Consider the following 13903-nt stretch of genomic DNA (forward strand, 5'->3'; position numbering starts at 1 on the left):
GTGATCCTGCCTCAGGCGGGGGGGACAGCCTCGCTCGCCGGCCTCGCGTGCGTCGCGCCAGTGCTGCTCGGCGCACGCGGGCCACTGAGCGGCGGCCCGTCAGCGGACGTAGCCCCACGCCTTCATCAGCCCCATCGCCTCCGCCTTCGCGGCACCCGTCTCTGCGAAGCGCAGCTCGCCTGCGTCTGCGTCGCGCACGACGAAAAGTCCCGTCTCCGACGCATCGACCCACGGCAACCGCGTCCCCGAGAGCTCGCGACGCCCTGCCTCACCCCGCACCCCCGTGGCGAGCGTCGCAGCCGAGAGCGCAAACTCCCCCGCATACGCCGCGTCACCTGGCCACGGCGCCCCATCGAGAAAGAACGACCACGACAGATCGGCGTTGGGCGGCTCGACCCCGAGATCGAAACCCAAGAAAGCGCCCGGGGTGAGCGCGACGTCGAGCAGGACCCCCTCCCCGACTCGGGAGAGTGCACCCTCTGGCAACCCGACGGCGACGGCGCTCAGCTTGGCCGCTCCACCGTCGGCCGTCCGCCCGCGCAGTTCCCCCTTCAGTCGGTGCAGCTGCGCGCCGCCGGAGAACCGCAAATGATACTTGGGCGAGCGGCTCCCGCTCTGACCCACGACGCGTTCGGCGCCGCGCCGTTGGTCCGCCGCGAGCAGCCGCGACACCACTTCGGGATGTTGCGCCGCTACCTGCACACGCTCGCCGGGATCGGCTTCGAGATCGTACAGCTCGACCTTGCGCTTGACGCGCCGTCCCTTGACCCAGACGTGCTGGTAGGCGTCGTCCCGGACGACCAGGCGCCAGCGGCCGACACGAATCGCGTGGGCACCGCGCCCCTCCACGACGATGGCCCGCTCGGGCTCCGACTTGCCGTCGATCAGTGGCACGAGCGACGAACCCCGGACATGCGCGGGGAGGTCGAGCCCCGCGAGCTCGACGAGCGTCGGCAGAATGTCGATGCTGGAGACCGGGTCGTCGACCCGCCGGCCCGCGGGCAATCGCTTGGGCCAAGACACGATCAGCGGCACCCGCGCGGTCTCGTCGTACAACGACGACAGGTGGTGAAATCGTCCGCCGATGCGCGGCCCGCCGTCGACTCCGACGGGCACGGTCTCGTGCTCGCGACTCAGGGTCTCACCGTGGTCGGCAGTGACGACGACCAACGTCTGGTCGCGAAGCCCGAGCCCGTCCAGCTTCGCCAGGAGCTCGCCGATCGCGGCGTCGTCCTTGTGGATCTCCGCCAGGTAGTCTCGAACCATACGCTCGCCCGGACCGCGCGGCGCGCGCGGGATCGCCGCCCTGGCGCTCGGAGGCGGTTGATAGGGTGAGTGGGGCGAGTTGAAGTTGACGAAGAAGAAGAAACGTCGCCCGCGGTTTTGCTCCAGGAGCCGCACGCTGTCGGCCACGATGTTGGCGGTGTCCTCCCGCTGAAAGCGGTGGTCGACGAGCCCCTCGAAGCCCATGTCGACGCCGACACCCGCGTACCCGACCATGTAGAAGTTGTTGACTACGGCGCGCGTGACTGCGCCTTCGGCGCGAAACAACAGTGGCAAGAACCCGGGGCGCCGGGCGTACAGGGCGAGCACATCCGGCGCCGCCGGGACCAGAGGCAACGCCGATAGACCCAGCGCACTCGAGTGTGCACCGGCGAGCATCGCCAACGTGCCGGGACGCGTCCAGGTTCCACCGGAGTACGCCTTCGTGAAGATGACTCCCGCCTTCGCGAGCTGATCCAGATTCGGCGCCACCTCCGGCAGGCGTGGCAGCCATGCTTCGAACGCCGGGGGTTCGGCTCGCGCGACGGCCGCGTCGGTCGCGTCGTCGTGGGTCGCCGCCAGCGCGTCGCCGCGCATCGCATCCACCACGATGAAGAGCACGTTGAACGGCAACGCGCTCTTGCTCGGCGCGTACACCACCGGGGTGCCGAAAAGGGCTGCCGCGGGACCAACACCCTTGATCTTGGCGCGTGTCGACAGCTCGAGCTCGACGGTCTGGCCGGCGAACTCTGCAAGCGGGATCTGCCAATCGGCGAAGGCTCCGGTGCGGCCTCCTTCCACGCTGCGCGTTCCGAGCACATGCCTCGCGCCGCTGCGATCGCGGACGGCGACCTCGAACTCGACGCCGCCGTAACCCGGACCGGCGATGGCCGGCGCGGCCTCGAACACTGCGCCGTCCGGGATCACGATCGAGCGGAAGCGCAGCGTTGCCGGCGGCGGCGCCAAGATGGCCTCACGCTGATCGAAGCTGCCTTCGTTCATGTTCCACATCTTGGGATCGAGGACCCAGGTGCCGGCCTCGCGCTTCCGCCCTTTGCGTTTCATGCTGCCTGGGCGAACGAGCGAGACCTGCTGCACCAGCTCTGCCGGCTGTCCGCTCGCGCCGAAGTACGGCGAGCGCATGCGCCGCCAATACGCGAGCTCCTTGTCCACGCGCTCGAGCTCGGGTGCGTTCACGACGGCGCTGGCGAGTCGCTCGATGAGCCGCACCGCCACTCCGGCTGACTTCGGCTCGCTGTTCGCGGCGCTCCCGCCTGCCCGTGATGGGCTTGCCTGCTGCTGCCGAGGCGACAGCGGCGGGGCTTCCACTCGCGCCGGGTCACGCAGCCGGGCCACCGCAGCGACAGACAGCGCGCCGACGGCAAATACCAAGAGTCTGGCAATGCGCTCCGACACGGTCACCGGCGGGGCTCCTCGCGCGGGACCAGCATCTCACCGCGGCGTTGCATGCTGGGATCTTCCAGCATCCAGGCCCACAGCTCGGCTTTCAAGCGAGCCAGGACCTCGGGGTGGGCGGCTGCCACATCGTGCTCTTCCGCCGGGTCGGCCTCGCAGTCGAACAGCATCCAGCGCGGGCCCGCGCGCGTCGGCGCGTAGATCAACTTGTGACGCGCATCGCGCAGCATGCGGTGTTTGGCCGTCACGAGCAGCGGCTCCAGATCCGACCTCGCCACGAGCTCACCGCCGGCTCCGGAATCGACCTCGACCAGATCGGTGAGATCCGGATACGGGAGGCGCAGGGCCGGCGGCACCTCCGGGATCTGGCGGGTGAACCAGAGCCCGGTCTCGGCGAAGGCGGGGCGCGGCGCCAAGACTCGACCCTCCAGCGCGGGCACGAGCGAACGTCCGTCCATGCCCGGCTCACACTCGACCCCCGCGAGCTCACACAGCGTCGGCGCAATGTCGACGGAGCGCACGAGCTGAGTGATCGCCTGCGCCCGCGCCCGGCGCGGGTCGATGACCACCAGCGGGACGCGCGTGGTCTCGTCACCAAACAGGTGATCCCCGTGGCCCTGGCCCCGACCGGACTCGAACAGGCTCTCGCCGTGGTCCGCCGTCACCACGATGATGGTGTTGTCGAGCTGGCCGCGCCGCGAGAGCCCCGCCATCAGCTCCCCCACCGCTTCGTCCACGGCAGAGACCGCCCCGTCGTAGAGCGCGCGAACTGCCTTCACGTCCGCGGCGTCCGGAACGCGGCCGGGGAAAATGGCGGGGGATTTTCCGTAGCGGTACGGCCCCGGTAGCCCTTGTCGAGGAAACGCGACCAGTGTGGAGCCGGCGCGGAGTACGGGAAGTGCGCGGTCGAGTAGAACGCCACGACGAAGAATGGTTTGCCGGTTGCGTCGTCGATCGCCTGCAACGCGTCCGCGCTCAGCGCTCGCGCATCGGTCGTCTCGTGGAGCGCGCGGAGGGTCGGCAGCACATGACGTGCGGACCGCGTGCGGAGCAGCGGCAAGATCGGGCTCTGGCCACCGAGCACAGTCTCGCGCACCAGCTCTCGCACGTCGAAGGTCGGGGTCAACGTCCGTTTGAAACCGAACGCGTAACGACGGAAGATGTCGCCGGCGAAGTCGCTGGCAACGGCGGTGTGATACCCCGCGCTGCCGAACTGGCGCACGATGCTGCCGACGTCGACGGCGCGCGCCTCGCGCCGGGGGAACATGTGGCGCACTCCGTGATGATGCGGGTCTCGCCCGCTCAGGATCGAGACCCAGGAAGGAAACGTCCGTGGCAGGCCCACGTAGGCGCGTTCGAAGCTCGTACCCTTGTCCCGGAGACGGCTCAACTCGGGCGCGACACGGGGGTCGAGTCGATCGGCGCGCAAGGAGTCCGCTGCGATGATCAGCACGTTGGGGCGCGCGCCAGCGGCGTGAGCCGGTCGGACACCGATGCGGCCGACAGTGCTGAAAAGCAGCCCAAAGACCAGCGCGGAGCCAGCGACGGCAGCGGCGGCTCGAAGCCGAGCGGCCCTCTGCTTTCCGACCGCGACGAGCACCGGGCCACCAAGGAACACACTCGCCGAGAGTCCGGCGGCGATGACGACGCCGGTCGGTCCGAGGTGGTCACACACGAAGATCTGCAGCGCTGCGCGCAGGCCGCCTCTTGCGTAGAGTCCGGCTGCGTACGCTTGGGGGTGGCAGGCGAGGTCGTAGCACCACGCGAAGATGTGGAGCGCGACCACGACGCCGAGGCTGGGCAGCGCCAGCGACGCGGGCTCGCGCTTTCGCGTCAGTAGTCGATCGCGCAGCATCAGCAGGGCCCCCGCGAGGACACCCAGGAAGATGCCGAGGGCTACCGCGCTGGCGAGCGACAGCACCGCGGCGTCGATGACCTCGGCGGGAAAACGGCTGGTGATCAGCTGGCGCGCGCCGCGCGCGCTCACCCCCTGAACCTGGTCGTCCGCCAGGGTCCGGCCGAGCGCCAGCAGGGACAGCAGACCCAGGTACGCCGCGCCAACGCTCGTCGGGCGCAGTAGCCGCCGCGCGAGGCCGACCCTGGGCGGGGCTGGCGCGGTGGCGTCGTCCGGGAGGGACATGTGGCGGCAGCCAGGAGATAGCAGAGTCGGCCGGCCGTGGAGTCCCTTGGAGGGCGGGCTGCCGGGCCGTTCCGCGTGCTGCCACGGAAATGCTGGCCCCGGACTCCGAGCCATTTCCTAGCAACGCTTGGTTATTACAGAGTTTTTGGCGTCTGCTAAATCTGCGTTGCCCGCGCCAACGACCGAGCCTAGCCTCCTCCGCTGTCCATCGGCCCAACCGGCGCGGCGGAACTTACTCGGGAGGCATTCATGAAACGCTCGACTCGAAAATTGGTTTCCTACTCGGCGCTCGCGCTCGGCATGTCGGTGATGGCGTGTGGTGGTGACGACGGCACGAGCAGCTCCGGCGGCGGAGGCTCCGGCGCGGTCGGAGCAACCGGCGGCAAGGGCGGTACTGGCGGCACGGGCGTCGGCGGCGTGGGCAACACCGGCGGCGGCGGCACCGGCAACACCGGCGGCGGCGGCACCGGCAACACCGGCGGCGGCGGCACCGGCGGCATTGCGGGCGGCGGCGGCGTGGCGGGCGGAACCGGCGGCGGCGGAACCGGCGGCAGCACGGGCACGGACGCCGACGGCGACGGCTACGACTCGACGAAGGACTGCGACGACAACAACAAGGACATCAATCCAGGCGCGACCGAGGTCTGCAACGGCGTCGACGACAACTGCGACACGCAGATCGACGAAGGCGTGACCAGCACGTTCTACGTGGACGCTGACAGCGACGCCTACGGCCTCGACAATGCGGCGACCAACAAGTCCGGCTGCGCCGCACCGACGGGTTACACCGCCACCAAGGGCGACTGTGACGACGCGGACGGCGCCGTTTACCCGGGCAACACCGAGGTCTGCGACGGCAAGGACAACGACTGCGCCAACGGCGTCGACGACGGCGTCACCAAGAACGACTACTACAACGACACGGACGGTGACGGGTATGGCGCGGGAACCGCAACCAAAGCCTGCACGCCTCCGGCGTCGACCTGGGTCACCCAGGGTGGCGACTGCAACGACGCCGACAAGGCCATTTTCCCCGGCAACACGGAGATCTGCGACGGCAAGGACAACGACTGCAACGCCGCCACCCCCGACCCCGGCACCCAGACCTGGTACCAGGACTCCGATGGCGACAGCTTCGGCTCGAGCACTGTAACCAAGAGCGCGTGCGCGCAGCCGACCGGCTACATCGCCGTCGGTGGTGACTGCAACGACGCCGACAAGACCATCAATCCGAACGCGATTGAGCTGTGCGACGGCAAGGACAACAACTGCATCAATGGCATCGACGAAGGTCCCACCGCGACCTGGCCGGACAAGGACGGCGACGGGTTCGGTGATGTGGCTGGCACGGTCTCGTACTTGTGCGCGATACCGGCTGGGCGCGCGGGCAACAACACGGACTGCGACGACACCAACAAGGCCATCAACCCGAACGCAACCGAGATCCCGGGCAATAAGATCGACGAGAACTGCGACGGCAAGGACACCGCCGCCGGCACACAGTGCGGTGTGGACGGTTACGGCGCTTCTGTCCTGCCGTACACGCTGAACCAGACGCTCACGAACACCGAGAACACCGCGGGCAACCCGGCTGGTGCCACCTACTTCTGGGACGACACCGAGGTCTCGACCGCAGCGGGCCAGACCATGACGATGATGTACGGGCGCCGCGGCAGCTCGACGATCCAGCCGCGCTTCTACACCCGGCCGAACAGCTGCACGACGGGCACGATTACTACGTACCCGTACAACGAGGGCAACAACCACGGGAATTACAAGGCCCGCCGGGTGATCTCGCCGACCGCTGCCGGGTACTACTACAACATCCTCACCACTGACGTCGCAGGCCAGACTGGCGACTACGTCTTCAACGCCTACCCGGGCGACCTAGGCGGAAGTTGCGGTACCTCCACGTACACCGTGTGGCCGCTCGGCTGGCACATGGGCGCGACCGTATCGGCCGGAGAGACCTGGGCAGCGGGCACTTCCCCGGCGCCCACCGGCTTCCAGGGCGAGGACGTCGAGTTCTGGGGCGTGACTGGCACTCAGTACACCATCCTCCAGGGCGCAACGCCGTTCGCTGACCGGGTGTACGTGTCGAAGGCCGGCGCTTGCGCCACCTCCCTCGGCGTCTCGGCAGCGAGCTCCGGCGTGGTCAACGGCGGCGCACGGCTGAAGTACACCCCCACTTCCACGGGCATCTACACGGCCTGGGGAACTGCGACGACAGCAGGACAGGTCGGGGCGATCTCGATGAACGTCGTGCCGGGCAACGTCGGCGGCACATGTCTGTCGGGCGCCGGCCCGCAGGGTGGAACGGGCGACGACCTGGCCATCTATCCGTTCAACGGGACGTTCAACGAGTCTCTGGCCATCGGCGACCGTGCGGGTGACTTCGCCCAGCGTTTCACCGACGACTTCGAGACCTGGATGGAGGCGGGTGACCACGTGGTCGTCACCGTGACCCGAACCGGGGCATCGACGTTCACGCCGTACGCGGCGCTCACATCGAGCTCCGCATGCCTCACTCAGCTAGCCTATTCGCCGCAGGGCAGCGGCGCGGTCGCAACGGTCACCTACACCGCGACGGCAGCGGGTATGTACACACTGCTCGTCTCGTCGAGGCAGACCAACGCCTCGTTCCCGTACACCGTCAACATGGTGCTCACTCCCTGATCTGAGCTAGCGCCGAGCCTTCGAGGCCGTTCGGCAGCTTGCCGGGCGGCCTCGATGCTTTTGTGCGCTCGAAGCTGTGGCCGAACGCCGCGGTTCGAGGTAGACAGTGCGCCCCGACTGCGGTCGGGGTTCGGGTCGATAGCTCAGCCTGGTTAGAGCTGCGGATTTTTAATCCGTCGGTCCAGGGTTCGAATCCCTGTCGACCCACTGTTCGGACGACAGAGTCAGGGACGTGCGCTCGGCTCCGCCGGGCGTCGCTCGGGGGCTCCGCTCTGACCGGCACCGTAGTAGGCGCCGCTCGAGTCCGAGCCGCTGCCTTGGCTCTGGGTCTGGGAGTACTCGTCCTGGTCCGAGTACTCCGGGGACGGGCTCTGGGCCGCTCGATGACCTGAGCCACAGCCGACTCCGGCCAGAGCAACCAGGGTGAAGAGCGCGAGAGTGAGCTTCATGCCGATGCACCGGAGCAAGACTCTGGCCAACCCGTGGCCGCGGTTTCTTTCGGTAATCGGCAGGGCTGTGCCCAACCGTTCGCGGGCGCGGGATTCACAGGTCAGTCGGAGTCAAGCGCACTCGGTCGCACACTTCGATGTCTGGCAGGTGCCAATGGCGTTGAAGTAGGTCGCGGCGCCGGAGGTCGCGCAGCCCGAACAGTTGGTCGAGATGCAGGTATTCAGGTCACTCGCGTTGGCGCAGTCGTACGTGATGATGCACTCGAAGAGCCCCGAGCACTCCTTGTTGTTGAAACAAGCGTTCGTCTCCGTGCAGCACTTGCTGATGAGGCACTGGCCACACGTGGTGGTGTCGTCCCAGACCTGATTGCAAGGCAGGCCTTGGCTCGTCGAGGTGCACGCAGATGCGCCACCCCCGCCACTCGGGCCGCCACCAAAGCCGCCCCCACCGCTCGGGCCGCCGCCAAAGCCACCTCCGCCGCTGGGACCGCCCCCGGAGCCACCGCCACTCGGGCCGCCGCCTCCACCAGCGGGACCGCCCCCGAAGCCGCCGCCGCTCGGGCCGCCGCCGACGCCCCCGCCACTCGGGCCCCCGCCGCCGCTCGGACCGCCCCCGCCGCCGTTCGGGCCGCCGCCGACCCCGGCTTCCGGGCTCACGCAGTAGCCGTTGTCACAGACCAGCCCCGTGGGACACAGCCCGGCGTCGTCGCAGGGAGCGTAGCCGCCTCCGCCGCCGCTCGAGCTGCACGCCACGACCAGGCCAGAACCAAACAGGGCGAACGCCGACCAATGAGCGAGCTTCATGAGAACCTCCGAAAGACAAGCCGCGGCAAGACTAGCTCGGTCAGAGCGGCTGGCAAGAGCGCCGAAGCGCCAGGAGCGGCCTCAGCCCTGAGGCCGCAGCTTCCCGAGGACCGTCCCGACCTCTCTCTTGAGCTCGTTTTCCTTCTCGCTTCCGAGGGCCGTTCCGGCGCTGAACAGCGCGAAGCTGACGTACTCGTGGAGCATCTGCTTGAGCATGTTCTCGGGGTCGGACCCGGACGCGACCAGGACCGAGTTCTCCGCCACGGCCTTCGGCTCGAGCACGCCTTCCTGATCCGGACCGGCCCCTCGGAACAAGATGTCGTAGACCCCCGCGCCGACCGCGAAGGAGGCGAGGCTCTCCCGCAGCGCCGCGCCCTTGCCGGCGCGGTCCGCGGAGCGGTGGATGACGAGCAAGGCACTGTTGGCCGCGGAGACCAGGCCGGCGGGCCCACCCTCCGCGCGCGGCGGGTGCATCACGACGTGTTTGCTCTGCACGAGCGAGTAGACCTGCTTGGCGGTGACGAACTCACCCTTGCCGGTCTTGCGGCCGATCTCCTCGACGCTGCGCCGGCCGTCGACCGCGGCCAGCGTGTCCTTCAGTTCCTCGTTCGGCGGCGTTGGGTTGTCGAGCTTCACCGGTACGTAGTCCGTAGTGGGGATCTTCTGCTTGAAATAGTTCATCTCGTCGATGCGGGTCACCGCATCCATGAGCAGCGCGCCGGCGCTCACCATGTGCTGGGACATCAGCCTCGAGGCGTCGAACCCATCCAGGAAAAAGAAGGTGCCGTCGCCCACCGTCAAGGTCGCGAACACGACCTCTTCGATCTGTTTCCCCATGTAGGTGTACAGCTTTTCGCTGCTGACGAGGCCCGCCTGCGAGGCGGCCTCGCCGAAGCGGGCGCCCTCGTTCATGCGCGCGACAATCGTCGCACGCTGTTCAGCGGTGATCGCCCCGAAGCGGTAGAGCACACTGCCGAGGCGCTCTTCATCGCAGGTCGTCTGCACTCCGACGATGTTGCCTTGCTCGAAGAACATGGAGCGGGTGTATTCGGTGTCGAGCACGACGAGCTCCCCGCGCCAGTTCGCCTGCGCGACCATGGCCAGCACATCGGTTACGTCACCGGAGGCCGTGATCTCACCGGCCAAACGCACGATGGCGCCGTCTTCGCCATCCCGTTTTCCGTCCTCCCCCGTGAGCCGCATGAGCACCACGTGGCGCGGCGACGGGAGCAGTCGGAATGCCCCCTCGCGCGCACGCATGCGCTGGCTGGCGGTGACGCCGATGGGGTGCGCCGTGCCGGAGGCATCGATGCGCACGAGCTCGGACCGGGCGTCCTTCATGGAAGCCAAAGGATACCAGCTCCCCCAGCACGATTGACAGAAAGGCGCTCAGCCTCCCCCAGGCCTTCCCTGCTGCCTCGGCGTAGCGCCCAGAGAGCCACCGGCCCGGGCGGCGCGGATTGCGCCCCCCGAAGCGCGCTCAGCGCAGCTCGGCGACGGTGGTGCCAAACATGCGCTCGAGCCCCGACAGGACCAGATCACTCGGAGTGACCCGCGTGCCGTCCAGGGCCATCACCGCCTCGGCGCCGCCCGGCAGCTCGAGCACGAGCTCGACCGGACAGGGCCCTGGCGAGTCGCGCAGAAGATCACGGAGTGCCTCGAGCTGGCTCTTGGCCGTGCGCTCCGCGCTCAGCCGAATCGACAGTGAGCGCGTCGCCTTGAGCACCGCGTCGGACAGGGGCTCCGCCGAGTCGACCAGGAGTGTTGGCTCTTTTTCCTCGTCCGATGCCTCGTCGGTCATTGGAAAGCTCACCTTGCCCGTGACCAGGACCGCCTCGCCGGCGGTGAGGATCGGCGCGTAGGTGTCGATGCGATCCCCGCGCAGCTTGGCCTTCACCCGGCCGAACATGTCCTCAATCTCGAAGAACGCCGCCTTGCCGCCCGAGCCGCCCTTGAAGATCTTCTCCTGCCAGCCCTCGACCATGCCGGCCACGGACACCATGGTCCAAGGGGCCTCCGCTGCGACCTTCACGCTGGAGATGGCGCCGAGCCGCGAGAGTTTGTTGCCGTAGCGCAAGAGCGGGTGGCCGGAGACGTAACACCCGAGCGCGGCCTTCTCGCGACGCAAGAGCTCGAGTCGATCCCACTCGATCACCGTCGGGTACTCGTCGGTCGCCGTCTGCGCCTGGCCATCCCCGCCCTTGCTGCTGGCCGCGTCGAACATGCCGAACAGGGTGGTCTGGCCCCGCTCGCGGTCACGGCTCGAGCTGCGGGAGCGCTCGAGGACGCGGTCGATGGCAGCGTAGGCACGACCGCGGGTGACACCAATGGGTCCGAGTGCGCTGTCGAACGCGCCACATTGCACCAGCGACTCGAGCACGCCTTTGTTGAGACGTTTTGCGTCGACGCGTGCCGCAAAATCGAACAGATCGACGAACGGACCCCCGGCATTCCTGGCCTCGAACACGGTCTCGAGCGCGGCCTCGCCGACGCCGCGCACGGCCCCGAGTCCAAAGCGGATCTGCGGACCGTAGCGATCTCGAAGCTTGCCCGGTCCCCGGGCGGGGCCGCGCCCTTCCGGGTGCTGATACACGACGGTGAAGTCGAGCGCGCTGGCGTTGATGTCGGGCGGCAGCACGCTCACACCCCAGGCTCGCGCCTCGGCGATGGTGCGCACGACCTTGTCGATCTTGTCCTTGTCGGCGGTCAAGAGCGCGGCGAAGAACTCCGTCGGATAGTGCGCCTTGAGATACGCCGTCTGATAGGTGACCAGGGCGTAGGCCGCCGAGTGGCTCTTGTTGAAGCCATACGACGCAAACCCCTCGACCTCGCGGAAGATCGCCAGCGCCTGCTCGTCGCTCACGCCGTTCTTCTTGGCTCCCTCCAGGAACGCCTGCTCCTGTTTGGCCATCTCTTCGGCCTTCTTCTTGCCCATCGCCCGCCGCAAGAGATCGGCGGCTCCGAGCGAATACCCGGCCAGGCGCTGGGCGATCTGCATGACCTGCTCTTGATAGACGGGCACGCCGTAGGTGGGCGCGAGCACCTCGTCGACCAGCACGTGAAGTTTGCGGATGGGTTTGCGTCCGTGTTTGCCGCCGATGAAGTCGTCGATCATCCCGGTACCGAGCGGTCCCGGGCGATACAAGGCGACGGCCGCGATGATGTCTTCGAAACAATCCGGCTTGAGCGGCCGCAAGATCTGGTTCTGCATGCCGCTCGACTCGAGCTGGAACACTCCCGTGGTGTCTCCGCTCGAGACCAGCTGATAGGTCTCACGGTCGTCGAGTGGAACCAGCCCGAGCGACAGCGGGTTGCCCGCGCGGTCGGGCCGCGCGTTGACCAGGCGCTCGGCGATGGCGATCACCGTCAGCGTCTTCAGCCCCAGAAAATCGAACTTTACCAGCCCCGCCGCCTCGACGTCGTCCTTGTCGTACTGGGTGACGATGCTCGAATCGCTGAGAAAACACGGCACGTGATCCTCGAGCGGCCCGTCGCTGATCACGACACCGGCAGCGTGCATGCCGGCGTGGCGCGTCAACCCTTCGAGCTTCTTGCCCTGGGTCAACAGCTCCAAAATCTGGGGATCGCCCTCGGCCATCTGCCGGAGCTTCGGCTCCATTTCCAGCGCCTGCTCGATGGTCGCCGTCTTGCCCTGCCCTAGATCCGGCACCAGGCTCGCGATGCGCTGCGCGTCCTGCGCCGGGATGCCCATGGCGCGGGCAACGTCCTTGATCACACTGCGCGCCTTCAGGTTCTGATAGGTCGCGATCTGACCCACGCTCGCCTTGCCATACTTCTCCGCGACGTAGGCGATGACCTCGTCGCGGCGCGCCATGCAGAAGTCGACGTCGAAGTCCGGCATGCTGACGCGCTCGGGGTTCAAGAAGCGCTCGAACAGCAGGTTGTACGGGATGGGATCGATCTCGGTGATGCCGAGCGCGTACGCCACGATGGAACCGGCGCCCGAGCCGCGCCCCGGCCCCACCGGGATGCCTCGCGCCTTGGCCTCGCGGATGAAGTCCCAGACGATCAGGAAGTAGCCGGGATACTTCATGCTCGTGATCACCTCGAGCTCGAGCTCGAGGCGTTCGCGATACGAGGCCTCCACGATGCTGCGGCCCGCGCCGCGAAATTGCGCGAAGCGCGCCTCGAGACCCTCGCGGGACACGTGCCGGAAATAGCCGTCGAGATCGAACCCCTCGGGCACGGGGAACTTCGGCAGCATCGCCTCGCCGAGCTTGAGCGAGACGTCACCGCACATCTCCGCGATGCGCACGCTGTTGGAGATCGCCTGCGGCAGCTCGCGGAACGTCTCCGCCATTTCCTCGGCGCTCTTGAGGTACATCTCGAAGCTGCCGTGGTGACCGGCCCGCTCCTGGGCGACGACGCGGTTCTGGCGAATGCAGTCCAGGTAGAGCTGGGCCTCGCCGTCTGCCTTCTCCAGAAAATGCACGTCGTTGCTGGCCACGACGGGCAAGTCGAGCGCGGAGGCGGCCTCGACCAGCACCCGATTGACGACGCGCTGCTCCGGAAACCCGTGATCCTGCAGCTCGACAAAACACATCCCGGGCTCGAATGCGTCGCGGAGCTCGAGCAGGACCTTCTCTCCGTGTTCCGGGCCTTGCTCGAGCACACGCTGCGCCGCCACACCGCCGAGGCAGCCCGAGAGACCGATCAGCCCCTTCGACAGCCCGGCCACATCCGGCAGCGCGACGCTCGGTGCCCAATCCGACGCAGACGCGACGTGGGAGCGAGAGACGAGCCGAACCAGATTCGCGTACCCCTCGTTGTTGCGAGCCAGCACGACCAGGTGGTCGACGACCCCCTTGCCGTCGGGGCGCACGACGTTGAGCTCGGCACCCAGGATGGGGAGGATGCCCGCGGCGCGACACTTCGTGTAGTGGCGGATGGCCCCGAACATGTTGGCGTGATCGGTGAGGGCCACCGCGGACATGCCCAGCGCAGCGCTCTGTTTGACCAGCCCGTCGACCTTCACGGTGCTGACCAGGAAGGAGAACTGGGTGTGGACGTGCAGGTGGACGAACTCGGCCGGCATGCTCGGAGAGATGGCTTACCACCGCCCGGCCGCAGGCGGGCCGGGCTCGTTCGCCTACACGCGCCCACACGAGTTTGCCCCTTCGCATGGCTTGCATCG

At 68.0% G+C, this 13903-nt stretch carries 8 protein-coding genes and 1 tRNA gene; 2 read left to right on the forward strand and 7 right to left on the reverse strand.

What is annotated here, in order from left to right; all coding sequences use genetic code 11:
* Positions 1-99: 99 nt before the first annotated feature.
* From IPI67_18790 to IPI67_18800, 3 genes are read right to left on the reverse strand one after another with little or no spacing between them, the layout of a single operon-like run.
* Positions 100-2685 (reverse strand): sulfatase, encoded by a 2586-nt coding sequence (locus tag IPI67_18790; protein ID MBK7582240.1) that lies wholly within the window; start codon positions 2683-2685, stop codon positions 100-102.
* Positions 2682-3458: a sulfatase-like hydrolase/transferase gene (locus tag IPI67_18795; protein ID MBK7582241.1), complete on the reverse strand. Its 777-nt coding sequence runs from the start codon at positions 3456-3458 to the stop codon at positions 2682-2684. Before IPI67_18795 ends, IPI67_18790 begins: the two co-directional genes overlap by 4 nt.
* Positions 3455-4819 carry a sulfatase-like hydrolase/transferase gene (locus tag IPI67_18800; protein ID MBK7582242.1) on the reverse strand — a complete coding sequence of 455 codons (1365 nt, stop codon included), beginning with the start codon at positions 4817-4819 and terminating at the stop codon, positions 3455-3457. Before IPI67_18800 ends, IPI67_18795 begins: the two co-directional genes overlap by 4 nt.
* 249 nt (positions 4820-5068) lie before the next feature.
* On the opposite strand from IPI67_18800, the gene IPI67_18805 reads away from it, so the two are divergent.
* Together IPI67_18805 and IPI67_18810 are read left to right on the forward strand one after the other, a co-directional pair.
* Complete coding sequence (locus IPI67_18805; protein ID MBK7582243.1) at positions 5069-7495, forward strand: putative metal-binding motif-containing protein; 2427 nt, start codon at positions 5069-5071, stop codon at positions 7493-7495.
* A gap of 132 nt (positions 7496-7627) precedes the next feature.
* Positions 7628-7702 (forward strand) — tRNA-Lys (locus IPI67_18810).
* A gap of 17 nt (positions 7703-7719) precedes the next feature.
* Here IPI67_18810 and IPI67_18815 read toward each other — a convergent pair.
* From IPI67_18815 to dnaE, 4 genes are all read right to left on the reverse strand, one after another.
* A complete protein-coding gene (locus tag IPI67_18815; protein ID MBK7582244.1) occupies positions 7720-7944 on the reverse strand; it encodes a hypothetical protein in 225 nt (74 codons plus the stop codon).
* 111 nt (positions 7945-8055) lie between these two features.
* A complete protein-coding gene (locus tag IPI67_18820; protein ID MBK7582245.1) occupies positions 8056-8748 on the reverse strand; it encodes a hypothetical protein in 693 nt (230 codons plus the stop codon).
* 81 nt (positions 8749-8829) lie between these two features.
* Positions 8830-10089: a DUF4388 domain-containing protein gene (locus tag IPI67_18825; GenBank protein MBK7582246.1), complete on the reverse strand. Its 1260-nt coding sequence runs from the start codon at positions 10087-10089 to the stop codon at positions 8830-8832.
* 139 nt (positions 10090-10228) lie between these two features.
* Entirely contained in the window at positions 10229-13804 is a 3576-nt protein-coding gene (gene dnaE, locus IPI67_18830) for a DNA polymerase III subunit alpha (GenBank protein MBK7582247.1), read from the reverse strand.
* Positions 13805-13903 lie beyond the last annotated feature (99 nt).

Source organism: Myxococcales bacterium (genome assembly GCA_016706225.1).
Lineage (GTDB): Bacteria > Myxococcota_A > Polyangia > Polyangiales > Polyangiaceae > JADJKB01.